The 24,652-nt window shown below is 64.1% G+C and carries 19 protein-coding genes; 2 read left to right on the top strand and 17 right to left on the bottom strand.

The window, feature by feature from the left end; genetic code table 11:
* Positions 1–116: 116 nt before the first annotated feature.
* The 15 genes from ftsA to coq7 all read right to left on the bottom strand — a co-directional run bounded on the left by ftsA (position 117) and on the right by coq7 (position 17,466).
* Entirely contained in the window at positions 117–1,349 is a 1,233-nt protein-coding gene (ftsA, locus tag QCE83_RS11820; protein WP_309809993.1) for a cell division protein FtsA, read from the bottom strand.
* Between the two features lie 26 nt (positions 1,350–1,375).
* Complete coding sequence (locus QCE83_RS11825; protein WP_309809994.1) at positions 1,376–2,128, bottom strand: cell division protein FtsQ/DivIB; 753 nt, start codon at positions 2,126–2,128, stop codon at positions 1,376–1,378.
* 122 nt (positions 2,129–2,250) lie between these two features.
* The gene (locus tag QCE83_RS11830; RefSeq protein ID WP_309809996.1) at positions 2,251–3,192 is read right to left on the bottom strand and encodes a D-alanine--D-alanine ligase; all 942 of its coding nucleotides are present in this window, start codon (positions 3,190–3,192) and stop codon (positions 2,251–2,253) included.
* A gap of 25 nt (positions 3,193–3,217) precedes the next feature.
* Positions 3,218–4,636, bottom strand: a complete 1,419-nt coding sequence (murC, locus tag QCE83_RS11835) for a UDP-N-acetylmuramate--L-alanine ligase (protein ID WP_309809999.1) — start codon at positions 4,634–4,636, stop codon at positions 3,218–3,220.
* Positions 4,637–5,755, bottom strand: a complete 1,119-nt coding sequence (murG, locus tag QCE83_RS11840; protein WP_309810002.1) for an undecaprenyldiphospho-muramoylpentapeptide beta-N-acetylglucosaminyltransferase — start codon at positions 5,753–5,755, stop codon at positions 4,637–4,639.
* Positions 5,752–7,047, bottom strand: a complete 1,296-nt coding sequence (gene ftsW, locus QCE83_RS11845) for a putative lipid II flippase FtsW (protein WP_309810004.1) — start codon at positions 7,045–7,047, stop codon at positions 5,752–5,754. Before ftsW ends, murG begins: the two co-directional genes overlap by 4 nt.
* Complete coding sequence (gene murD, locus QCE83_RS11850; RefSeq protein WP_309810008.1) at positions 7,044–8,555, bottom strand: UDP-N-acetylmuramoyl-L-alanine--D-glutamate ligase; 1,512 nt, start codon at positions 8,553–8,555, stop codon at positions 7,044–7,046. Before murD ends, ftsW begins: the two co-directional genes overlap by 4 nt.
* A gap of 60 nt (positions 8,556–8,615) precedes the next feature.
* Positions 8,616–9,785 carry a phospho-N-acetylmuramoyl-pentapeptide-transferase gene (mraY, locus tag QCE83_RS11855; protein ID WP_309810012.1) on the bottom strand — a complete coding sequence of 390 codons (1,170 nt, stop codon included), beginning with the start codon at positions 9,783–9,785 and terminating at the stop codon, positions 8,616–8,618.
* A 17-nt stretch (positions 9,786–9,802) separates the two neighbouring features.
* A complete protein-coding gene (gene murF / locus QCE83_RS11860; protein ID WP_309810015.1) occupies positions 9,803–11,233 on the bottom strand; it encodes a UDP-N-acetylmuramoyl-tripeptide--D-alanyl-D-alanine ligase in 1,431 nt (476 codons plus the stop codon).
* Positions 11,230–12,774: a UDP-N-acetylmuramoyl-L-alanyl-D-glutamate--2,6-diaminopimelate ligase gene (locus QCE83_RS11865; protein WP_309810018.1), complete on the bottom strand. Its 1,545-nt coding sequence runs from the start codon at positions 12,772–12,774 to the stop codon at positions 11,230–11,232. The genes murF and QCE83_RS11865 overlap by 4 nt, the downstream gene beginning before the upstream one ends.
* Positions 12,771–14,627: a penicillin-binding protein 2 gene (locus QCE83_RS11870; RefSeq protein WP_309810022.1), complete on the bottom strand. Its 1,857-nt coding sequence runs from the start codon at positions 14,625–14,627 to the stop codon at positions 12,771–12,773. Before QCE83_RS11870 ends, QCE83_RS11865 begins: the two co-directional genes overlap by 4 nt.
* Positions 14,624–14,968, bottom strand: coding sequence for a cell division protein FtsL (gene ftsL / locus QCE83_RS11875; protein WP_309810025.1), 345 nt, complete (start codon positions 14,966–14,968; stop codon positions 14,624–14,626). Before ftsL ends, QCE83_RS11870 begins: the two co-directional genes overlap by 4 nt.
* Complete coding sequence (rsmH, locus tag QCE83_RS11880) at positions 14,965–15,906, bottom strand: 16S rRNA (cytosine(1402)-N(4))-methyltransferase RsmH (protein ID WP_309810030.1); 942 nt, start codon at positions 15,904–15,906, stop codon at positions 14,965–14,967. Before rsmH ends, ftsL begins: the two co-directional genes overlap by 4 nt.
* Positions 15,907–15,933: 27 nt before the next feature.
* On the bottom strand, positions 15,934–16,362 hold the full coding sequence (gene mraZ / locus QCE83_RS11885) for a division/cell wall cluster transcriptional repressor MraZ (RefSeq protein WP_309810034.1): 429 nt from the start codon (positions 16,360–16,362) through the stop codon (positions 15,934–15,936).
* Between the two features lie 450 nt (positions 16,363–16,812).
* Positions 16,813–17,466: a 2-polyprenyl-3-methyl-6-methoxy-1,4-benzoquinone monooxygenase gene (coq7, locus tag QCE83_RS11890; protein ID WP_309811680.1), complete on the bottom strand. Its 654-nt coding sequence runs from the start codon at positions 17,464–17,466 to the stop codon at positions 16,813–16,815.
* 491 nt (positions 17,467–17,957) lie between these two features.
* Between coq7 and QCE83_RS11895 the strand changes: the two genes are divergently transcribed.
* A complete protein-coding gene (locus QCE83_RS11895) occupies positions 17,958–19,121 on the top strand; it encodes a porin (protein WP_309810037.1) in 1,164 nt (387 codons plus the stop codon).
* 155 nt (positions 19,122–19,276) lie between these two features.
* On the opposite strand, the gene QCE83_RS11900 is transcribed toward QCE83_RS11895, so the two are convergent.
* Positions 19,277–20,950, bottom strand: a complete 1,674-nt coding sequence (locus tag QCE83_RS11900; protein WP_309810040.1) for a long-chain fatty acid--CoA ligase — start codon at positions 20,948–20,950, stop codon at positions 19,277–19,279.
* Positions 20,951–21,073: 123 nt separating this feature from the next.
* Positions 21,074–23,158: a molybdopterin oxidoreductase family protein gene (locus tag QCE83_RS11905; protein ID WP_309811683.1), complete on the bottom strand. Its 2,085-nt coding sequence runs from the start codon at positions 23,156–23,158 to the stop codon at positions 21,074–21,076.
* A 164-nt stretch (positions 23,159–23,322) separates the two neighbouring features.
* Between QCE83_RS11905 and QCE83_RS11910 the strand changes: the two genes are divergently transcribed.
* Positions 23,323–24,513, top strand: a complete 1,191-nt coding sequence (locus tag QCE83_RS11910; RefSeq protein ID WP_309810043.1) for a M20 aminoacylase family protein — start codon at positions 23,323–23,325, stop codon at positions 24,511–24,513.
* Positions 24,514–24,652 lie beyond the last annotated feature (139 nt).

The following is a 24,652-nucleotide window of genomic DNA, read 5'->3' on the forward strand; positions in this document are numbered from 1 at the left end:
GTCAAGAATGAAGATCGGCGTTATTCGATGAGAGATCGGGCAACCTCACATCGCGCGCCAGCCGCCGGTACCAGCGCGTAATTCGTTTGCTGCGTAATTCGTTTGCTGCGTATTCGTCAGAAATTCCCGAGGAACCAGTCCTTCATCCTCGTGAACACTTGTCCCATCGATCCGTTCTGCACCGCGACCTTGCGGCCGCGCATGCGTTGCGAGCGTCCTTCGGCGAGCAGGCCCATCGCGGTGGAGTAGCGCGGATTGCGCACCACGTCCGCGAGACCGCCCGCGTATTCCGGCACGCCGATGCGCACCGGCTTCAAAAAGATGTCTTCGCCGAGTTCGACCATGCCGGGCATCATCGCGGCGCCGCCGGTCAGCACGACGCCGCTCGACAGCAGCTCCTCGTAGCCCGACTCGCGCACCACCTGCTGCACCAGCGAGAACAGCTCCTCGACGCGCGGCTCGACCACCGCCGCCAGCGCCTGGCGCGACAGCGTGCGCGGGCCGCGTTCGCCGAGTCCCGGCACTTCGATCATTTCGTCCGGATCGGCGAGCGCCTGCTTGGCGATGCCGTAGCTCACCTTGATGTCTTCCGCGTCCGGCGTCGGCGTGCGCAGCGCCATGGCGACGTCGCTCGTGATCTGGTCGCCGGCGATGGGGATCACGGCCGTGTGGCGGATCGCGCCTTCGCTGAAGATGGCGATGTCGGTCGTGCCGCCGCCGATATCGACGAGCACCACGCCCAGTTCCTTTTCGTCCTCGGTGAGCACCGCCAGCGACGACGCCAGCGGCTGCAGCACGAGGTCGTTCACTTCGAGGCCGCAGCGGCGCACGCACTTGACGATGTTCTGCGCCGCGCTCACCGCGCCCGTGACGATGTGCACCTTCACTTCCAGCCGGATGCCGCTCATGCCGATCGGCTCGCGCACGTCTTCCTGGCCGTCGATGATGAATTCCTGCGTCAGGATGTGCAGCACCTGCTGGTCGGTCGGGATGTTGATCGCCTTGGCCGTTTCGATCACGCGCGCGACGTCCGCCTGCGTGACTTCCTTGTCCTTGATCGCCACCATGCCGCTCGAATTGAAGCTGCGGATATGGCTGCCCGCGATGCCGGTGAAGACATTCGTAATCTTGCAGTCGGCCATCAGCTCGGCTTCCTCCAGCGCGCGCTGAATGGACTGCACCGTGGCCTCGATGTTGACCACGACGCCCTTCTTCAACCCCTTCGAGTCGGCCTGACCGAGTCCGATCACCTCATAGTGGCCTTCGCCCTTCAGTTCGGCGACGATCGCGACCACCTTCGACGTTCCGATGTCGAGGGAAACCAGCAGGTCTTTGTAGTCTTTGCTCATAGCGTGCTCATGCCCGTGATGTCTGCTTACTTCTTGGCCTTGTCGGTGTCATTGATGAAGCGCATGTTCGCTGCTCGTATCGCGAAGCCGTTCGGGTACCGCAAATCCGCATATTCGATCTCCTTGCCCCAGCGCCCCGTGACCGCCGGCCACGACGCGACGAAGCGCTTGCTGCGCTCGAGCAGCGTGTCCTGATTGCGCTCACGCCCGAGTTCGACCTGCATGCCGTTCGAGAGCTTCACCGTCCACGCGAAACGCGGCGACAGCGTCACTTCGTCCGGCTTCGCATCCAGCGGCGCGAACCACTTCTCGAAGTCGTGGTAGCGCGCGACGACTTCCTTCGCGGTGCCTTCCGGGCCGTCGAACGCGGGCAGGTCGTCGTCCAGTTCGCCCTGGTTCGCGGTGAACAACTCGCCGTCCGTGCTCACCAGCTGATCCGTGCCCCACGTGCCGAGCGGCTTGTATTCCTCGAGCGTCACGGCAAGCGCGTTCGGCCAGACCCGGCGCACGCTTGCGTGCCGCACCCACGGCACCTGTTCGAACGCGGTCCGCGCCGAATCCAGGTCCACCGTGAAGAAGTTGCCCTTCACGCGCCCGACCACGCTCGCGCGGATCACCGGCGAACTGATGTGGGTCGTGTCGCCGTCGATCTGGATTTCGCGCAGCCGGAACTCGGGACGCTGGATCGCCCAGTAACCCGCAGCGCCCAGCAGCAGCAGCACGAGTACGACGTGCAGCGCATTGGCGGCGAGGTTGAGTTGGCGAACGTTGTTCCACATAGTGTCGCTGCTACAGGTCCGGTGAGTGATCGCTTTATTGCTTTGCTGCTTTATTGCTTTGCTGCTTTATTGCTTTGCTGCTTTATTGCTTTGCCGCTTTGCCGCTTTATTGCTTTATTGCTTTATTGCTTCAAGGTCAGGGACAGCACCTGCACGACGAGATCGCTGTAGCTGATGCCGACCGCACGCGCGGCTTTCGGCGGCAGCGAGTGATCCGTCATGCCGGGCGCCGTGTTCACTTCCAGGAAATACGGATTGCCGTCGGCGTCGAGCATGAAGTCGGCGCGGCCCCAGTCGGTGCAGCCGAGGATCTCGAACGCGCGCTTCGTCAGCTGCTTCATGCGCGTTTCCTCGGCTTCCGTCAGGCCGCACGGAATCAGGTACTGCGTGTCGTCGGCGACGTACTTCGCGTGATAGTCGTAGAACTCGCCCGCCGGCACGATCTTGATGACCGGCAAATCCAGGTCGCCCGCGATGCAGCAGGTGTACTCGCCGCCGCCCTCGATGCTCTGCTCGACGATCACGATCTTGTCGAAGCGCGCGGCTTCCGCCAGCGCCGCGCCGAGCGTTTCGGCGCTCTTCACCTTGATGACCGCGACGCTCGACCCTTCGCTCGCCGGCTTCACGAAGAGCGGCAAGCCGAGCTTCGCGATGATGTCCTGCGCGCGCGCTTCATAGTCTTCGTCGCGGAAGACGGTCTCGAACGGCGGCGTCGGGATGCCGGTCTGCTGCCACACGAGCTTGGTGCGCAGCTTGTCCATGCCGAGCGCGGAACCCAGCACGCCGCTGCCCGTATAACGAATGCCGTAGAAATCCAGCGCGCCCTGCAGCTGTCCGTTCTCGCCATAACCGCCGTGCAGCGCGATGAACGCGCGCTCGAAGCCTTCGCTCTTCAGATCCGCCAGCGGACGCTCGGCGGGGTCAAACGGATGCGCATCCACGCCAGCGGCGCGCAGACCTTCGAGCACGAGCCGCCCGGAGTTGAGCGACACCTCGCGCTCGGCGGAATGACCGCCCAGCAGCACCGCGACTTTGCCGAAGAGTTTCGGATCGATTCGATTCACTTGATTGCTCGTTACGTCTGTCATGTCAGTTTTGACCGCTCGTCGTGCTCGTTGCACTCGTCGCGTTCGCCAGCTTGCCGCACACTCCGCCGATGGAACCCGCACCCATCGTGATCACCACATCGCCGTTACGCGCGAGCGTCGTGATCGCGTCCGGCATCTCGTCCACCGTATCGACGAACACCGGCTCGACCTTGCCCGCCACCCGAATGGCCCGCGCGAGCGCCCGGCCGTCGGCGGCGACGATCGGCGCTTCGCCCGCTGAATAGACTTCAGTGAGCACGAGGGCATCGACCGTCGACAGCACCTTCACGAAATCTTCGAAGCAGTCGCGCGTGCGCGTGAAGCGATGCGGCTGGAACGCCAGCACCAGGCGGCGCCCCGGAAACGCGCCGCGCGCCGCCGCGATGGTCGCGGCCATTTCCACCGGGTGATGACCGTAGTCGTCGATCAGCGTGTACTCGCCTTCGCCTGCATTCGCGTTCACTTCGCCATAGCGCTGGAAGCGCCGGCCCACGCCGTTGAATTCGGCGAGCGCACGCTGGATATCGGCATCCGGCACTTCGAGTTCAGTCGCAATCGCAATGGCCGCGAGTGCGTTCTGCACGTTGTGCGTGCCCGGCAGGTTCAGCACGATGTCGAGCGACGGCGCGTCGGTGCGCAGCGTCGTGAAATGCATGCGGCCATGGCGCGCCTCGACGTTCACCGCGCGCACTTCGGCTTCCGCGCCGAGGCCATAGCGGATGATCGGCTTCGATACGAACGGCAGGATCTCGCGCACGTTCGGATCGTCGACGCACAACACCGCGATGCCATAGAACGGCAGACGGTGCGTGAACTCGATGAACGCCTGCTTGAGCCGCGCGAAGTCGTGGCCGTAGGTGTCCATGTGATCGGCGTCGATGTTCGTGATGACTTCGATCACCGGGAACAGATTCAGGAACGACGCATCCGACTCGTCCGCTTCGGCCACGATGAAGTCGCCGGTGCCGAGCCGTGCGTTCGCGCCCGCGCTGTTGAGACGCCCGCCGATCACGAAGGTCGGATCGAGCCCGCCCGCCGCCAGCACGCTCGCGACGAGCGAGGTGGTCGTGGTCTTGCCGTGCGTGCCGGCAATCGCGATGCCCTGCTTCAGGCGCATCAGCTCCGCGAGCATCACGGCGCGCGGCACGATGGGCACGCGGCGATGGCGCGCGGCCAGCACTTCGGGATTGTCGGAACGCACGGCCGTCGACACAACGACCGCGTTCGCGCCTTCGATGTTGTGCTCGTGATGGCCGATCTCGACGCGCGCGCCGAGTGCGCGCAGGCGCTCGGTCACGGGGCCGTTCGAGAGATCCGAGCCGCTGACGTGGTAGCCGAGATTGAGCAGCACTTCGGCGATGCCGCTCATGCCCGCGCCGCCGATCCCGACGAAGTGAATATGCTTGACGATATGTTTCATTCAGTGTGCCTCCCGAGCTTGCGCGTCGAAACGCGCGCCCGCCACGTCGGCGCAAATACTCGCGACCTTCTCGGTCGCGTCCGGCTTCGCCAGCTCGCGTGAACGCACGGCCATTCCGGCCAGCGTGTCGCGGGTCTGTACGCGCAACCAGTCGGCGAGCTTTTGCGCCGACAAATCCTGTTGTTGTATCAGTTCGGCCGCGCCGTTCTTCGCGAGGAACGCGCCGTTGGTCGTCTGGTGATCGTCGACGGCGAACGGGAACGGCACGAACAACGCGGCCACGCCCACGGCCGCGATTTCGGAAACGGTCATGGCGCCCGAGCGGCAGATCACGAGATCCGCCGCCGCATAGGCGCTGGCCATGTCTTCGATGAACGGCACGAGTTGCAGGTCTTCGTCCTGCACGAGGCCCACCGCTGCGTAATGTGCTTCGAGCGCCGCGATATGCTTCGCGCCCGCCTGATGCACGATGCGCGGACGCTGGTCGGATGCGAGCAGCGCGAGCGCTTTCGGCACGGTTTCGTTCAGCGCCGCCGCGCCGAGACTCCCGCCGACGACGAGCACGTTCAGGCGTCCCGAACGCGCGGCGTAGCGTTCTTTGGGTGGCAAAGCGCTGGTTAGTTCCGCACGGATCGGATTACCCGTCCATTCCGCATTCGGCAGAGCATTGGGGAACGCCACCAGCACGCGCTTCGCGAGATGCGCGAGCAGCTTGTTCGCCAGTCCGGCGATCGAATTCTGTTCGTGCAGCACGAGCGGACAGCCGGCGAGCTTCGTCATGATGCCCGCCGGAAACGTGATGTAGCCGCCCATGCCGAGCACCACATCCGGCTTCACGCGGCGCAGCGCGGCGAGGCTCTGCGTGCAGGCGCGCAGCAGGTTCACCGGCAGCATCAGCTTGGTCTTGAGACCCTTGCCGCGCACGCCGCCGAAGCGCACGTATTCCATCGGAATGCCGTGCTTCGGCACGAGCGTCGCTTCCATGCCGCTCGCATTGCCGAGCCACACCACGCGCCAGCCGTGCGACTGCATCCAGTGCGCGACCGCGAGCCCCGGGAACACATGGCCCCCGGTGCCGCCTGCCATCACCATCAAGGTGCGGTCGCGTCGCGCGCTCATACTTTTCCTCCGCGCATCAGCACCCGGTTTTCATAGTCGACGCGCAGCAGCACCGCCAGCGCGACGCAGTTCAGCAGAATGCCCGAGCCGCCGTAGCTGACGAGCGGCAGCGTGAGACCCTTGGTCGGCAGCAGGCCGAGGTTCACGCCCATGTTGATGAAGGTCTGCGCGCCGAACCAGATGCCCACGCCCTTGGCCATCAGGCCGGCGAAGGTGCGGTCGAGCGCGAGCGCCTGGCGGCCGATCTCGAAGGCGCGGCGCACGATCCAGTAGAACAGCAGGATCACGCAGATCACGCCGACAAAACCGAGTTCCTCGCCGATCACGGCCAGGATGAAATCGGTATGCGCTTCCGGCAGGTAGTTGAGCTTTTCGACGCTGCCGCCGAGCCCGACGCCGAACCACTCGCCGCGTCCGAACGCGATCAGCGAGTGCGTCAGCTGATAGGCCTTGCCTTGCGCGTAGCGGTCGTCCCACGGATCGAGGTACGCGAAGATCCGCTCGCGACGCCACGGCGACGCCCACACCAGCAGCGCGAAGGTGCCGACGGCCGTTGCCACCAGGCCGCCGAACAGCTTGCCGTTCACGCCGCCGAGGAACAGCACGCCCATCGCGATGGCCGCGATCACCATGAACGCGCCCATGTCCGGTTCGAGCAGCAGCAGCGCGCCGACGAAACCGACCGCGACGGCCATCGGCAGGAAGCCCTTGCCGAAGCTGTGCATGAACTCCTGCTTGCGCACGGTGTAGTTCGCGGCGTAGATGGTCACCGCGAGCTTCATGATTTCCGACGGCTGCATGTTCGTGATGCCGAGCGGAATCCAGCGGCGCGCGCCGTTCACGCCCTTGCCGACGTGCGGGATCAGCACGATGATCAGCAGCACGAGCGAGGCGAGGAAGAACTTGGGCGCGTACTTTTCCCAGACCTTGATCGGAATCTTGAAGGCGATCACTGCGCCGACCAGCGCCGTCGCGATCGAGATCAGGTGGCGCATGAGGAAGTGCCAGTCGCGGTAGCTTGAATACTTCGGCGAATCCGGCATCGCGATGGACGCCGAATACACCATCACCACGCCCAGGCCGAGCAGCGCGATCGTCACCCACAGCAGCGAATAGTCATAGTCGAGCATGCGCGAGCGCGCGGGACGCACGCCGTTCACCGCGCTCGAAATGCCGCCCGCGCTTTCACGGCGCGAACGCATGCCGGAGTCCGTGCGGCCCGCGAGCGAGTCGTGCGAGACCACGTTGCGCTGGCCCGTCAGTTTCGATCCGAAGCGTTCCGTCCAGCTCATAGCATCACTCCCCGCGCGGCGGCGATTTCTTCGACCGCGCCGCGAAATACGTCGGCGCGATGTGCATAGTTCTTGAACATGTCGAGGCTCGCGCACGCGGGCGAAAGCAGCACCGCGTCGCCGGCTTCCGCGATGCGCGCGGCGGCGTTGGTCGCGGCTTCGAGCGTCGCGTGGTCTTCCAGCGCGACGCCGGTGGCGGCGAGCGTCTCGCGCAGGCGCGGCGCGTCGCGGCCGATCAGCATCACCGCGCGCGCCCAGCGGCCGACCGGCGCTTCGAGCGGCGAGAAGTCCTGGCCCTTGCCGTCGCCGCCGGCGATCAGCACGACGCGTTGCGCGAGGCCGTCGAGCGCCGCGACCGTCGCGCCGACATTGGTGCCCTTGCTGTCGTCGACGTAATCGACGCCGTCGATCTGCGCGATCACTTCCACGCGATGCGGCTCGCCGCGATATTCACGCAAGCCGTGCAGCAGCGCCGCGAGCGGCAGGTCGATCGCGCGGGCGAGCGCCAGTGCGGCCAGCGCGTTCGCCGCGTTGTGCAGGCCGCGGATGCGCAACGCGTCGGCGGGCATCAGGCGCTTCGATACGAGGTTCGGTTCTGCGGCTTCCTGCTTGCGGCGGCGCGACGGCGGGGGCTCGCCCGAGGCGTCCTGATCGATGCCCGCAACCAGCCACAGCATGCCGTTGTCGCGCAGCAGCCCGTAGTCGCCGACGAACGACGGCTCGTTCAGGCCGAAGCTCACCACGCGGTCCTGCGCGATGTTCTTCGCGAGCGCCATCGTGCGCGAGTCGTCGCGGTTCAGCACGCGCACCGTGCGCGGTCCGAAGATGCGGCCCTTCGCGGCGGCGTAGGCATCGAGGCCGCCGTGCCAGTCGAGATGATCCTGCGTGATGTTGAGCACCGCGGCGGCGTCCGGCGCGAATGTGTGCGCGGTTTCCAGCTGGAAGCTCGACAGTTCGAGCACCCACACGTCCGGCAGCGCGGTCTGGTCGATGGCTTCGGTCAGCTTGTCGAGCATGGCCGGGCTGATGTTGCCCGCCACCGCCACCGTCTTGCCCGCGCGCTCGCACAGGAGGCCGGTGAGCGCGGTGGTCGTGGTCTTGCCGTTGGTGCCGGTGATCGCCAGCACCTTCGGCGCATAGCCGTTCGCACCGAGCCCGGCGAGCGCCTGTGCAAACAGTTCGAGTTCGCCCCACACCGAAATGCCGCGCTCGTTCGCAGCGGCGATCAGCGGCGCGAGGTCTTCCGCGAGCGGCGACAGCCCCGGGCTGATCGCGATCAGCTCGATGCCGCCGTCCAGCAATCCGGGCGTGAAGGCGCCGCCGACGAAGTCCGCGTCGATCTTGTGAACAGCGAGTTCGGAGAGATTGGGCGGCGTCTCGCGCGTGTCGGCGATACGCAGGCGGCAGCCGTGCCTGGCGCACCAGCGCGCCATCGCCAGACCGGATTCACCCAGTCCCAGCACGAGCACCATCGGACTTTGCCGACCCACGAACTTCTCGCCAAACATCGCTTTACCTTTCCCGGAGAACTACAAAAAGACTCGAACAGCTTTGGGTGCTGCAAACACTCAACGCAGCTTCAGCGTCGAGAGGCCAAACAGGCACAACATCAACGTGATGATCCAGAAGCGCACCACCACTTGCGTTTCGGTCCAGCCGGACAGTTCGTAGTGGTGATGCAGCGGCGCCATCTTGAAGAAACGGCGGCCTTCGCCGTAACGGCGTTTCGTGAACTTGAACCAGAACACCTGCAGCATCACCGACAGCGTTTCCGCCACGAAGATGCCGCCCATGATGAACAGCACGATCTCCTGACGCACGATCACCGCCACCGTGCCGAGCGCGCCGCCGAGCGCGAGCGCGCCGACGTCACCCATGAAGACCTGCGCGGGGTGCGTGTTGTACCAGAGGAAGGCGAGGCCCGCGCCGCCCATCGCCGAGCAGAAGATCAGCAGTTCGCCCGCGCCGGGAATGTGCGGGAACAGCAGATACTTCGAGTACACCGAGCTGCCCATCACGTACGCGAACGCGCCCAGCGACGCGCCCACGAGCACGACGGGCATGATGACGAGGCCGTCGAGGCCATCGGTGAGATTCACGGCATTGCTCGAGCCGACGATCACGAAATACGTCAGCGCGATGAAGCCCCACACGCCGAGCGGATAGCTGATCGCTTTCACGAACGGCAGCATCAGGTCGGCGCGCGCGGGCAGGCCCATGGAAAGACCGCTGCGCACCCAGGCCATGAAGAGATCGAACACGCGCGTGTTGCTGGCTTCGGACACGCTGAACGCGAGATACACGGCGGCGAACAGGCCGATCACCGACTGCCAGAAATACTTCTCGCGCGACGACATGCCGCGCGGGTCCTTGTGGACGACCTTGCGGTAGTCATCCACCCAGCCGATCACGCCATAGCCGAAGGTGACGAGCATCACGATCCACACGAAGCGGTTCGTGAGGTCGGCCCACAGCAGCGTGGACACCGCGATGCCGATGAGGATCAGCACGCCGCCCATGGTCGGCGTGCCGGACTTGACGAGGTGCGACTGCGGACCGTCCTTGCGCACGGCCTGGCCGACCTTCAGCGCGGTCAGCTTGCGGATCACCCAGGGGCCGCAGACGAGACCGATCAACATGGCCGTCGCCGTGGCGCCCACGGCGCGAAACGTGAGGTAGTTGAACACGCGCATGAAGCTGGCGTCATTCTGGAGCCATTGCGCGAGTGCGAGTAGCATACTGGTCCTTCAGTGAATCAATGTGCGGCGGGCGCTTGGCCCGCTGCGGGTTGATGTGGACTCGTCAAGGCGTCCACCACGCGCTCCATCTTCATGAAGCGCGAGCCTTTCGCGAGATACGTGGCGTGCTCGCCGTAGCCTGCGTGTTCGAGCGCGGCGATCAGGCCGGCCGCGTCATCGAAATGCGCGCCGGCCTGCTTCGATGCCTGCGCGTTGAATGCGTTCACCGCATCGCGGCTGGCGGCGCCCAGCGCGAACAGCGCATCGATGCCGCGCTCCGCCGCATACGCGCCGACTTCGCGATGAAACGCCGGGCCTTCTTCGCCGACTTCACCCATGTCGCCCATCACGAGCACGCGCGGCGCTGCTTGCGAAGCCAGCACGTCGATGGCGGCGCGCATCGAATCCGGATTCGAGTTGTAGGTGTCGTCGATCACCGTGGCGCCGGCGAGCGCGCCGAGTTGCGCACGCTTCACTTGCAGACGGCCTTTCACCGGCTGGAAGGCTTCGAGGCCGCGCTTCACCGCATCCAGCGCAACGCCTGCAGCCAGCGCCGCCGCCGCGGCCGCCAGCGCGTTGCGCGCGTTGTGCTCGCCGAGCACGGCCAGCGCGACATCGCATGCACCCTGCGGCGTGTGCAGATGGACCGTCGTGCCGTCGAGCGTGCCGGTGACAGCGGCTTTCGAGGTGTCGACGGTGAGCGCGAAATCCATGATGGGATTGCCCGTCGCCGCGACGCGCCAGATGCTGGCGTAGTGATCGTCCGCCGGGAACACGGCCGTGCCGGTCTCGCCGAGCGCATGGATCACCGACGCATGTTCGAGCGCGACGGCTTCGACCGTCGCCATGAATTCCTGATGCTCGCGCTGCGCGTTGTTGACCACGGCGACGGTGGGCGCCGCGATCTTGCCCAGCAGGTCGGTTTCGCCCGGATGATTCATTCCGAGCTCGACCACGGCCAGCTTGTGCGACGCGTTCAGACGGAACAGCGTGAGCGGCAGGCCGATGTCGTTGTTGAAGTTGCCGGCAGTCGCGAGACGCGCCTCTTCGCCAACGGCCGCGGCGAAGATCGAGGCGATCATTTCCTTGACCGTCGTCTTGCCGTTGCTGCCCGTGACGGCGACGAGCGGCATCGTGAAGCGCATGCGCCAGCCGTGTGCCAACGCACCGAGGCCCGCACGCGTGTCCTTTACCTTGATGACAGGAAGCGGCCAGGCACTGCCGTTGCTTGATTCGCGTGACACAAGCGCGGCAGCCGCGCCGCTTTTCGCCACCTGATCGAGGAAATCATGCGCATCGAAACGATCGCCCTTCACCGCGACGAACAGGTCGCCGGCCTGCACGCCGCGACTGTCGGTGACGATGCGTTCGATCGCAATGTCGTTCTCGCCGTGGAGCGTGGCGCCGGGGATCAGCGCGGCGGCGTCGCGCAAGGTGAACATCGTCATTCGCCACCTCCGCGCGGTTGCGTGGCGCGCGACGCCAGAGCGAGGCGCGCGTGATCCTGGTCCGAAAACGCGCGCTTCTTGCCCATGATTTCCTGCGTGGCCTCATGCCCCTTGCCGGCGAGCACGACGACGTCCTCGCGCGCGGCTGCACGGATGGCCTGCAGGATGGCGCTCGCGCGGTCCTCGATGCGGCGTGTGCGCGCTGCGTCCTTCATGCCGGCGGCGATCTGCTCGATGATCGACATCGGGTCTTCGCTGCGCGGGTTGTCGCTCGTGATGACGACCTGATCGGCAAGACGCTCGGCGATGGCGCCCATCAACGGACGCTTGGTCGCGTCGCGGTCGCCGCCGCAGCCGAACATGCAGATCAGTTCGCCACCGCGCGCCGCCGCCATCGGGCGCAGCGCGGCAAGGGTCTTGTCCAGTGCGTCCGGCGTGTGCGCGTAATCGATCACGACGAGCGGCTCGTCGTTCTGCAGGCGGCCGCCCAGCCGCTCCATGCGGCCGTTCACCGATTCGAGCTTCGCGATGCGCGTGATCGCGGCATCGAAGGGCACGCCCACTTCCAGCAGGACGCCGAGCACCGCGAGCAGGTTGCTCACGTTGAAGTCGCCGAGCGTGCCGACTTCGACATCGGCCTCGCCCCAGTCCGACGACAGGTGGAACGCCGTGCCCGTCGCGGTGGCGCGCACCTGCGTGGCAAGCAGCAGCGCGTCGGCGCCGGGCGTGGCGCTGACGGGCATTTCGACGCCGTAGGCAATCGTGCGGACCTTGCCGCGCAGGGATTCGATCAGGCGCTGGCCCGCAGCGTCGTCACGATTGACGATGGCCGTCTTGAGCGTCGGCCACGCAAACAGACGCGCCTTCGCGGCTTCATACGCGGTGAACGTGCCGTGATAGTCGAGATGATCCTGCGTGAGATTCGTGAAGATGCCGATGTCGAAATCCACGCCGTTCACGCGCCCCTGATGCAGCGCGTGCGAGGACACTTCCATCGCGATGCCTTCGACACCCTGCGCCTTCAGTTGCGCGAGATTGCGTTGCAGTTGCGGCGCGTCGGGCGTGGTGAAGCCGGTATGCGTCAGCTTGCCCGGCATGCCGATACCGAGCGTGCCGATGATCGCGCACGGGCGGCCGAGCGCCGTCAGCGCGGTGGCGATCCACTGGCTGCACGAGGTCTTGCCGTTCGTGCCGGTCACGCCGACGGTGAGCATGGACGCCGTGGGCTCGCCGTACCACGCGGCAGCAATGGGACCGGCAAGTTCGTTGAGCGCCTTCACGGCGAGCGTCTTCGCTGCGTCCGGCTTGCCCGCGAAATGCTCCGGCTGATAAAGCGCGGCGGCCGCGCCTGCGTCGAGCGCGGCATCGAGGTACGGACGGTTGTCGGCGCCGTCGACGGCATACGCCATGAACACGTCGCCGCTCTTCAGCGAACGCGTGTCCGCGTGCAGGTCCGCGTCCGGGCGGGCATGCGCGCGCAGCCAGTCGACGGCGTGCGACACGTCCTTCTGCATGCGCGTCTGACGGGCTTGCGCGCTCATCGCACGACTCCCGGATGCGTCTTCGCATTGCTCGACACCGCGACCTTCTTCGCGGTGTTCGGATTCGCCGGCTGGGTGCCCATGGAGGCATTCGCGGCATTCGCCGGATTCGATTCGTCGTTCACGACCATCTGCTTGACCGGCATGTCGGGCGGCACGTTGAGCGCGCGCAGCGTGTCGCCGACCACGCCCGAAAACACCGGACCCGACACCTGGCCGCCGAAGTGGCTGCCGGCCGTCGGCTCGTCGACCGACACGGCCACGACGATGCGCGGATTGGGCATCGGCGCCATGCCGACGAACGACGCGCGGTACTTCGAATGATCGTAGCCGTGGCCGCCGTGCTTGTAGGCCGTGCCCGACTTGCCGCCGACGCGATAGCCCGGCACCGCCGCATCCGGCGACGTGCCGCCCTTCGACACCACGGTTTCCAGCATCGCGCGCACTTCACGCGCGGTGGTCGGCGCGAAGACACGCTGGCCGAGCGGCGGCTGGTCGGCCGGCGTGCGGAAGATGGAGACCGGCAAAATGGTGCCGTCGTTGGCGATGGCCGTGTAGGCGCGCGCCAGCTGGAACAGCGAGGCGGACAGGCCGTAGCCGTAGGACATGGTCGCCTGCTCGATGCGGCGCCAGCTCTTCCACGGCCGCAGGCGTCCGGTCACCGCGCCAGGGAAGCCGACCTTCGGCGCCTGACCGAGCCCGATGCTCGTGTACATGTTCCACATTTCTTCGGGACGCAGCTGCATCGCGATCTTGGTCGCGCCGATGTTGCTCGACTTCTGGATCACGCCGCCCACCGTGAGCGTGCCGAAGCCGGCATCGTCCGTGATGCGCGCGCCGTCCAGCACGAACGAGCCGCCACCGGTTTCGACGAGCGTGTTCGGCGTCACCCGGTGCAGATCCAGCGCGAGCGAAACGGTGAACGGCTTCATGATCGAGCCGGGCTCGAAAGTGTCCGTGAGAATGCGGTTGCGCAACTGCTCGCCGGTCATGTGCGAGCGGTCGTTCGGGTTGTAGGTGGGATAGTTGACGAGCGCGAGCACCTCGCCCGTCTTCACGTCGATCACGATCGCCGCGCCCGCCTTCGCCTTCGACTTCTCGACGGCCGCCTTCAGGTTCGTGTACGCGATGTACTGGATCTTGCTGTCGATCGACAGTTCGACATCCTTGCCGTTGTGCGGCACCACCTGCTCGTCGACGTCCTCGACGATGTGCCCCATCCGGTCCTTGATCACGCGGCGCATGCCCGGCGTGCCGGCGAGCACGCCCTGGTCGCCGAGTTCGACGCCTTCCTGACCCTTGTCTTCAATATTAGTAAAGCCGATCAGGTGCGCCGTGATTTCGCCTTCCGGATAGAAGCGCTTGTATTCGCCGCGCGAATAAATCCCGGGGATGTCGAGCGCCGCGACTTTCTGCGCGACTTCGAGCGGCACCTGGCGCTTCACGTAGACGAAGGTCTTGTCCATCGAGAGCTTCGTGCGCAGCTCTTTCTGCGACATGTCGAGCAGCTTCGACAGCTCCGCGAGCTTGTCCGCGCCGAGGTCGTTGGGCACGGCTTCGGGAATCGCCCAGATGGCCTTCACCGGCAGGCTCGTGGCGAGCACGAGACCGTTGCGGTCGCGAATCTGCCCGCGCGTGGCCGGCATTTCGAGCGTGCGCTGATAACGGCTCTCGCCCTGCTTCTTGAAGAAGGCGTTGCCCGGGCCCTGGATCCAGAACGCGCGCCCGGCCAGCGCGACGAACGCCATGAACAGCAGGAACACGACGAACTTCGAGCGCCACATCGGCAGGCGCACGGCGAGGAGCGGATTCGGCGTATGAGCGATGTCTCTCTGCTTCGCGGCTTTTTTCATCGCTTGGCTCCGCGGGCAGGCGGCGCCGACGCCGGCAGCGGCGGCGGCATGGGGGCGTCGGCGGCCTTGTTGGCGGCCGCGTCATAGGTGAGATATTGGGTACGTCCGGTCGTCACGGGCTGCATCTTGAGGGACGTGTTGGCCAATTGCTCGATGCGCGAAGTCTTCGACAGCGCGCTCTGCTGGTACTGCAGTTGCGAATAATCCTGCTGCAGCTGGCGCTCCTGCGATTGCGCCCGCTGCAGTTCGATGAACACCTGCCGCTGCTTGTTGGTGGCGCTGACGACCGACAGCGCGCACCCGAGCACGACGATCAGCAGCAGGATGTTGAGACGGTTCATGGCGCGATCCGCTCCGCGATACGCATCACCGCGGACCGTGCCCGGGGGTTGTCGGCCACTTCAGCCTCGCTCGGAAACACGCGGCCCACCACCCGCAACGGCGGGCTGGGAAGATCGACCGCACGGATCGGCAAGCGCCGGTCCACGGCGGGCGCGCTTGCGTGCGCCTGCATGAACCGCTTGACGATCCGGTCTTCGAGCGAATGAAAGCTGATCACGACCAGCCGCCCCCCTTGCTCCAACAATGCCAGTGCCGATTCGAGAACTACCTGCAGCTCCGCAAGCTCTTGATTGACGTGAATCCGTATAGCTTGAAAGGTGCGAGTTGCCGGGTCCTTGCCCTTTTCACGGGTTTTGACGACGTGACCCACGATTTCGGCAAGCTCGCGCGTGGTGTCGAGAGGCCCAAGACGGTCGGACTCTGCCCGGCGAGCAACAAGCGCCTTTGCAATCTGAAAAGCAAACCGTTCTTCCCCATAATCTCTTATCACCTCCGTCAGTTCCTGCACCGTGGCTCGCGCGAGCCACTCAGCCGCCGACTCCCCTCGAGTCGGATCCATCCTCATGTCGAGCGGACCTTGTGCGCGGAAGCTGAAGCCGCGCTCCGGATCGTCCACTTGCGGCGACGACACGCCCAGGTCCAGCAGCACACCCGACACTTTCTGCACGCCGCGCTCGCTGGCCGCTTCACGCATGACCGCGAAGCTGTCGTGCACGATCGCAAAGCGCGAATCCTGAATCTTTTCCGCTGCGGCGATGGCCAGCGGGTCCTTGTCGAACGCGATCAGCCGCCCCGCTTCGCCCAGCCGCTGCAAAATTGCTCCGCTGTGTCCGCCGCGCCCGAACGTGCCATCCATGTAGATGCCGTCGGTCCGCGTGATCAGCCCGTCTACCGCTTCCTTCAGCAGCACCGTGCGATGCTGCAGTTCATTTCCCATCGCAGGTGCCATGTCTTCAGCGCCGCGTCAGAAGGTGAAGTTCTTCAGCGCGTCGGGCATGCCCTGCGCCATGGCCGCGGCTTCCTTCGCGGCGTAGGTTTCGGCATCCCATAATTCGAAGTGCGCGCCCATGCCGAGCAGCGTCACGTCTTTTTCAAGCGACGCAGCCGAGCGCAACTCGGGCGAAACCAGCACGCGCCCACTGCCGTCCAGTTCGACGTCCATTGCATTACCGAGAAAGATGCGCCGCCACCACATCGCTTCCATCGGAAGCGCGGCGACCTTTGCGCGAAAGACTTCCCATTCGGGGCGTGGAAACAGCAACAGGCATCCATCCGGGCTCTTTGTGAGCGTCACCCGGCTTTCTGCCTGCCCTTGCAGCGCTTCCCGATAGCGGGACGGAATCGACATCCGCCCTTTCGCATCGAGCGTCAGCGCCGACGCCCCTTGGAACACTCGCCCCTCTCCCCTGTGCCTTCTGCCTTGTGCCGTCCGGGTGCGCGCCTTGGCTTGCGTCCGGACATTCTGGCCGGCTTCGGCGCCACGATGGCGCCCCTCCCGCCGCTGTTTTGCTCAAAAATGGCCTGTGAATCACACAAAAGACCACTTTCTCACACTGTCTCCCACTTTAGAGGAACGCATTTCCTCGGTCAAGACGCGTGACTTTTTTTCGAGACGTTTTTTTCCGCTAGAACAAGGACTTAGCGCACGAGCTTGAAGTGACAGGAAAACAGAAAAGCGTTATGAATTAGAGAGCTAGTGATGGATTTGAAGGTAATACGTGAAATCAGCGCGTGAAATGAGGGAAATGTAACGGTTCTTGCGGGCGTTTCTCAGGCCAAAAGTGGGATTTCGCTGAGACGCGGTCCGATCGGCCATCCATGGACGATCGGGACCGTGGTCATACTATATATAGTAGGCGGTGGTGGTCATGACTTTCGATGCTGCACGCATCAGCGCGCGCACGGGAAAGGGCATCTCGCTGCCGCCGGCGCTGGTTGCTGCGGCGGCATGCGCACTTTCGTCGAGTCGCATCTGCTCGACGATGGCACGCGACGCGCGGTCATTGGCCGGCAATGTCTTCATGTGGCCATCGAGATGCTGCTCGACCTGACGCTCGGTCTCGGCCATGAAGCCGAGGCTCGCGCGATCGCCGAACCGTCCCGCGACAAACCCGAGCGCCAGCGCACCGGCATACCAGAACGGATTGAGCAGGCTCGGACGCGACTCGAGATCCTTGAGCCGTTGCGACGTCCACGCCAGGTGATCTTCTTCCTCGCGTGCCGCGTGCTCGAAACTGGATTTCAGTTCGGGCGAGGTTGTCGCGAGCTTCTGCGCCTGATAAAGCGCCTGTGCGCAGACTTCGCCGACATGGTTCACGCGCATCAGGCCGGCCGAGTGCGCGCGCTCCTTGTCGGTGAGTTGCAGTTCCTCGGGGAAGAGATCGTCTTCGGCGCTCGTGCCCGGCGCCGCCTCGGGAAGCGGCCGCGACATGCGGCTCACGCCGGTCATGGAGCGCAGCCCCCGATCGAACTCGCTGATGACTTCATCGAGCGTCATGTTCACACCTCTCTTCGTTATCCGCCGACGTGGCTGGAATCATCCAGTCCAGCAAGTCGCGTTCTCCAGTCCGGCAGACCGCGGCGGCAAAACGCGGATTCTAGCGTACCTCGCCTCTGCCCGAACGCTCACTCCGCGACCCGATCCTGTCCGTAACGCTCACGGAAAATGGCAGGGATATGGCCGGAATATGGCGGCTCGACGTACGTTGATCTGACCAAAATGCACGAAACCGACCGCTCGAATCAGCCAGAATTTGGAATTAGGGCAAACACGGGTCGCAAAAATCCTGCAAAACCAACATTTTAGCGCCTGTTGCGTAAACGTCACATGAGTCTCGAGGACGAGCCCCTTTTCCTTTGTCCGTAAAAGTCTCTTTGTTACATTACGTGTCAACTTCGTTAAGAAGCCCGGCAGGGACCGTCAACACACTGGCGCCAAGAACAGTGACTCTGCCAAAAAGTCGCAATCACTCCCTGGAGATCTATTCAATGAAAAAGTCGCTTCTCGCTCTCGCAGCTTTGGGCGTTTTCGCTGGTGCTGCCCATGCGCAGAGCAGCGTGACGCTGTACGGCATCATCGACGCAGGCTTCCTGTACTCCAACAACTCCGGTGGCCAGAAGCTGTACTCGATGAACAGCGGCAACCTGCAAGGCAGCCGTTGGGGCCTGCGCGGTACGGAAGATCTGGGTGGCGGTCTGAAGGCCATCTTCGTGTTGGAAAACGGCTTCAACGTGTTCAACGGCCGTCTGGGCCAAGGTGGTGCTGAATTCGGCCGTCAGGCATATGTCGGCCTGGGTTCGACGCAATTCGGTACGGTCACGCTGGGTCGCCAGTACGACTCCGTGGTTGACTACACGGGCGCATTCGAAGTCGGTAGCCAGTGGGCCTCGTACTTCGGCGCACACCCGGGCGACCTCGACAACCTGAACAACTCGAATCGTGTGAACAACGCGATCAAGTACACGAGCGCGAACTACGCAGGCTTCACGTTCGGCGGTCTGTACAGCCTGGGCGGCAACGCTGGCCAGTTCAACCGCAACCAGATCTGGTCGGTTGGCGCAGGCTACGCACAAGGCCCGCTGCAATTGGGCGCTGGCTACTTGAATGTCAAGGACCCGAACTACTCGTTCTTCGGCAACACGCCGTCGTCGAGCACCACGGCCTCGAACATGGCTGCCAGCCGCGTGTACTCGGGCTTTGCTTCGGCGAAGACGCAGCAAGTCATCTCGGCAGGCGGTGCTTACACGTTCGGCGCAGCGACCGTTGGCGCAACGTATAGCAACACGCAGTTCAAGGATGTCGCTTCGGAAGCCGGCACGGGCCTGAACCCGGCAGGTTACACGGGCGGTTCGGGCAAGTTCCACAACGCCGAAATCAACTTCAAGTATCAGCTGACCCCGGCTCTGCTGCTCGGCGTCGCTTACGACTACACGAAGGGCTACGGCCTGGGCGATGCCAAGTACCATCAGGCAATGCTCGGCGCAGACTACTTCCTGTCGAAGCGTACCGACGTGTACATCGACGGTGTGTATCAGCACGCAAGCGGCACGGATTCGACTGGCCGCAGCGCAGTTGCCAGCATCAACGGCCTGTCGCCGTCGTCGACGACGAACCAACTGGCTGCCATCGTCGGCATCCGCCACAAGTTCTAATAAGAACAAAGCAGCATGCTCTGAAAGGCGCCTTCGGGCGCCTTTTTTTCGTCTGTGCTCTGGCCCGGCATTGTCTGCAGCGGCTGTCGCTCGCACCCAACAAAAAAGCCTTCATGTCTCGCGACACGAAGGCTTTTTCTCGACTGGCCGATTTTTCAGACTCGTCCGTCGCGCAGTTCGCGCCGCAGGATCTTGCCGACATTGCTCTTCGGCAGCTCGGTGCGAAATTCGATCATGCGCGGACGCTTGTAGCCCGTGAGATGCTCCTTGCAGTAGGCGATGACGTCCGCTTCGGTCAGACTCGGGTCCCGGCGCACGATGAACAGCTTCACCGCCTCGCCGGAATTCTGATCCTTGACGCCGACCGCCGCCACTTCGAACACGCCGGGCAGCATCGCGACGACATCCTCGATCTCGTTCGGATAAACGTTGAAGCCGGACACCAGGATCATGTCCTTCTTGCGATCGACGATCTTCACGTAGCCCCGCTCGTCCAGCACGCCGACATCGCCGGAACGGAAAAAGCCGTCGGGCGTCATCACCTTGGCGGTTTCATCGGGACGATTCCAGTAGCCCGCCATCACCTGCGGACCGCGAATGCAGATCTCGCCGGGCTGACCGAGCGGCACGTCGCGATTGTCATCGTCGCGGATGGCGACTTCCGTCGAAGGCAACGGCAGGCCGATCGTACCGGTGTATTCGGTGGCCGTCGTCGGATTGCAGGTGACGCACGGCGATGTTTCCGACAACCCGTATCCCTCGACGATCGGCACGCCCGTGCTCGCGAACCAGCGCTTGGCCACCGCTTCCTGCACGGCCATGCCGCCGCCGTTCGCCGCGATGAGCTTGGAGAAATCCAGCTTGCCGAAATCGGGATGATTCAACAGCGCGTTGTAGAGCGTGTTGACCGCCGGGAACGTGTTGATCTGCACGCCCTTCAGTTCCTTGATCGTGCCCGCGATGTCGCGCGGATTCGGAATCAGCATGCCGACGCCGCCGCAACGAATCGTCAGGAAGCCGCAGACCGTCAGCGCGAAGATGTGATACAGCGGCAACGCAACCACGCACACGAACTGGTCGATGTCCGGCCGACGCTTGCGCGCCGGATCGAACCACGCCTGGGATTGCAGCGTGTTCGCCACGACGTTGCCATGCGTGAGCGTCGCGCCTTTCGCGACGCCCGTGGTGCCGCCGGTATATTGCAGGAACGCGACGTCGTCGGGGCCCTGCGTCACCGCTTGAAGCGTCGCGCGGCCGCCTTCGGCCAGCGCGTCATTGAAGCGGATGCTTCCGGGCAAACTCCATTCGGGCACCAGCTTTTTCACGCGACGCACGACGAAATTGACGAGCAGGCCCTTCACGCCCATCAGGTCGCCCATCGCCGCGACGATCACGTGTTTGATCGCCGTGTTTCGGACCACGGCCTGCAAGGTGCCCGCGAAATTCTCCAGAATGACGATCGCCTCCGCGCCGCTGTCCTTGAGCTGATGCTCCAGTTCGCGCGGCGTGTACAGCGGATTCACGTTGACGACGATATACCCCGCGCGCAACACGGCCGCGATCGCCACCGGATATTGCAGGACGTTCGGCATCATCAGCGCGACGCGCGCACCGGGCGCCAGGCCCTTCTGCTGGAAAAACGCGGCGAGGTTGCGCGACATCGTGTCGAGCTCGCCGTAGGTGATGGCCTGCCCCATGCACACGAACGCGCGACGCTCGCGATTGGCGCGGAAGCTGTCCTCGAGCAACTCGGAAACCGACCGATACGCCGAGACATCGATTTCCGCTGGCACGCCGGCCGGGTACGACTTCAGCCACGGTTTCTCCACGGCGTCTCCTTTATAAGCTTTTAGAATGGTCGTGCGGAAATGAAATCCTAGCTGCTTGGATTACGTCCGACAACTGGGTTAGACGCCATGCTGCACGCTTGTTCCGGCCCTCGTGAATGAAGCTCATTGATGCATGGGCTCCACTTCCACCAGGCAATCGTAGAAAGTTGCCGACCGGCCGAGGTCCGTCAGCGCCTGGCTGGTCACTTCGTTCGCGTTGCGGCCGTCCGGCGACAGCTTTTTCCACCAGATCGACAGACCGACCACGACGCCCTCGCGCGCCCGCTCCGTCACGCGCGCGCGGGCCTGCATCGACCCGCGGTCGTTGAAGATGCGCACCAGCGCGCCGTCCGCGATATCGCGAACCGCTGCATCGGCGGGATGGAGGTCGAGATGAGGCTCGCGCTCCGCGGCGCGCAGGCTCTCGATGTTCACGAAACTGCTGTTCAGGAAGTTGCGCGCGGGCGGCGAGATCATCGAGAGCGGATAGCGCGCGTTCAGTTCCGGCGAGCCGTCGGCGGATTCATAGGGCGGCAGATAGTCCGGCAGCGGATCGAGTCCTTCCTGTTTCAAGCGTTCGCTGTAGAACTCGCACTTGCCCGACGGCGTGCGGAACCCGCCGTTCGCCAGCGGCGCGTCGTCCAGCCGGAGCTTCAGCCAGCCCGTCTGCTTCAGGCTTTCCCACCCTTCGCCTTCGAGCGTCGAATCGTTCCAGTGAAAGGCCTTCGATGCGATCGCCTCGTCGGTCTCGTATAACGCCGGCTCGTCCAGGCCCATCGCACGGGCGATGCCACGAAAGATCTCAGTATTAGGCTGCGATCCGCCGACGGGCTCGATCGCCGGCATGTTCGCCATGATGTGCGTATGGCCGTATGACTTATGGACGTCGAGATGTTCGAGCTGCGTCGTCGCCGGGAAAATCAGGTCGGCGTAGTCGGCGGTGTCGGTCTGGAAATGTTCGAGCACGATTGTGAACAGATCCTCGCGCGCGAAGCCCGCCGCGACCTTTGCCGAGTCCGGCGCAACCGCGACCGGGTTCGAGTTGTACACGATCAGCGCCTCGACCTTGGGGCCGAAGGTCTCGTCGCCCGGATGCAGGAGTGCATCGCCGATCGCATTCATGCTGATCGCGCGCGGAAGCTTCGTGGGCCAGCCGGGCAGGAGATCGGGACGCTCGAGCACGGCGCCATCGATGGGCGCCCAACCCGACGACGACAGCAGCAGCCCGCCCGATCGCTCACGCCATGCGCCGGTGAGCGACGGAAGACAGGCAATCGCGCGCACCGCGTTACCGCCGCCGCGCACCCGCTGCATGCCGTAATTGAGACGGATAGACGCTTTCTTCGTCGAGCCGAAGGCGCGCGCCAGTTCCACCATGACGCTCTCTTCGATGCCACAGATCTGCGCAACGCGCGAAGGCGGAAACTGCGCGGCGCGCGCGGCGAGCGCGTCGAAACCGAGCGTATGCGCGCGAATGTAGTCGGGATCGATGAGATGCTCGCGAATCAGCACGTCGATCATGCCGAGCGCGAGCGCTGCGTCGGTGCCGGGCCGCAGCGCGATGTGCTGATGACACTTCTCGGCTGTCAGCGATCGATAGGGATCGATCGCAATCAGCTTGGCGCCTCGGCGCTTCGCTTCCTGGGCAAGGGTCCAGAAATGCAGGCTCGATGCGATCGGATTGGCGCCCCAGATCAGGATGATTTCGCTCTCGGCATAGAACTCGGTGTGCATGCCGAGACTCGCGCCGTAGGTATAGCGGAGGCCGGCAGCGCCCGCGGCGGCGCAGATCGTGCGCTCGAGCCGCGACGCGCCGAGCACGTTGAAGAAGCGCGCCGCGATGCTTTCGCCCTGAACGAGTCCCATGGTGCCGGCATAGCTATACGGCAGGATGGCTTCGGGAGCGCGCTGCGCGATTGGCTTAAGCCGTTCGGCTGCGAGCTTGAGCGCTTTATCCCAGCCGATCGGTTCGAATCGTCCTTCCCCTTTCCGGCCGATCCGGCGCAGCGGCGTCAGCAGCCGATCCTGATGATGCGTGCGCTCGGCGTAGCGCGTTACTTTTGTACAGAGCACGCCTTGGGTGGGCGGATGGTCGGGATCGCCGCTGACTTTGATCGCTTTGCCGTCCTTGACGGTGACGCGCAAGGCGCATGTGTCGGGACAATCATGTGGGCAAACGGCGCGGGCGAACTCGGCAGGGGCGTTCATTGGAAAGTCCGAAAAAACATGGAAAACGGCGGCAGAGAACAGAATTCTATTACGCCCGCTATGCGACCGTCCGCCCGATCCGGCAAATAGTGGCGGCGTAGAATGGAAGAACACCATACGTAGTCAATACGTGCATTCCGAATTCAAATCCGAGAGTAGTTCAAATGAACCTGATCTCTGAAATCGAAGCATCACACGACGAAATCCAGACCCTTCGACGAACCATTCATGCTCATCCCGAACTGCGGTATGAAGAAGTCGGCACGGCCAAGCTGGTCGCCGAAAGCCTCGAGCGGTGGGGAATCGAAGTTCATCGCGGGATGGGCAAAACGGGGGTGGTCGGCGTTCTGAAACGCGGTGAGGGTCGTGCCTCGATTGGACTGCGCGCCGACATGGATGCGTTGCCCATCCAGGAACAGAACACCTTTGGGCACCGTTCGACTCACGACGGACGCATGCACGCCTGCGGTCACGACGGCCATACGGCGATGTTGCTCGGCGCCGCGAAGCATCTGTCGGAACACGGTCAATTCGATGGCACTGTCGTGTTCATTTTCCAGCCGGCGGAGGAAGGCGGCGCGGGCGCGAAAGCGATGATCGAGGATGGACTGTTCGAGCGCTTTCCCGTCGATGCCGTGTTTGGCATTCACAACTGGCCTGGCATGCCGGCTGGCCACTTCGGCGTGACTGAAGGGCCAATCATGGCATCGAGCAACGAGTTTCGCGTGACCCTTCGCGGGACGGGTTCACACGCCGCAATGCCTCACAACGGACACGATCCGGTTTTCACGGCCGTGCAGATCGCGAACGGGCTACAGGGGATCATCACGCGCAACAAGAAGCCCATGGATACCGCGGTGCTCTCAATCACGCAGATCCATGCAGGCGATGCCGTCAATGTCGTCCCGGATCAGGCCTGGCTCGGTGGGACTGTGCGGACGTTTACGGTCGAGACGCTTGATTTGATCGAGGCCCGCATGCGCAAGATCGTCGAAGCGACTGCGTCCGCCTACGACTGCGAAGCCGAAGTGCGCTTCCTGCGCAAGTATCCTCCTACGATCAACGCACCCGAGGAAGCACGGTTCGCGGCCGCGGTTATGGCTGAGGTCGTCGGGGAAGACAAGGTGGACAGTTCCGTCGAACCGACGATGGGCGCAGAAGACTTTTCGTTCATGCTGCTTGAGAAGCCGGGCTGTTATGCGTTTCTTGGCAACGGCGACGGTGGACATCGTGATCAGGGACACGGCGCCGGACCGTGCATGCTGCATAACGCCAGTTATGACTTTAACGATGATCTGCTGTCGATCGGCTCATCGTATTGGGTGCGTTTGACTGAGAGATTTTTGGCGCGTTGAGCTGGCTTAGCGTGGGGCGCTGCGCGAGGCTGCTGTGCGCGCTGAGTCGGTCAGAAACGCAAAAACCCCACCTTTGTGGGGTGGGGTTTTTGTTTGGAGCATGAGGAGCCTGACGATTACCTACTTTCACACGGGTGAT

It is taken from the genome of Caballeronia sp. LZ034LL, from assembly GCF_031451215.1.
Taxonomy (GTDB): Bacteria; Pseudomonadota; Gammaproteobacteria; order Burkholderiales; family Burkholderiaceae; genus Caballeronia.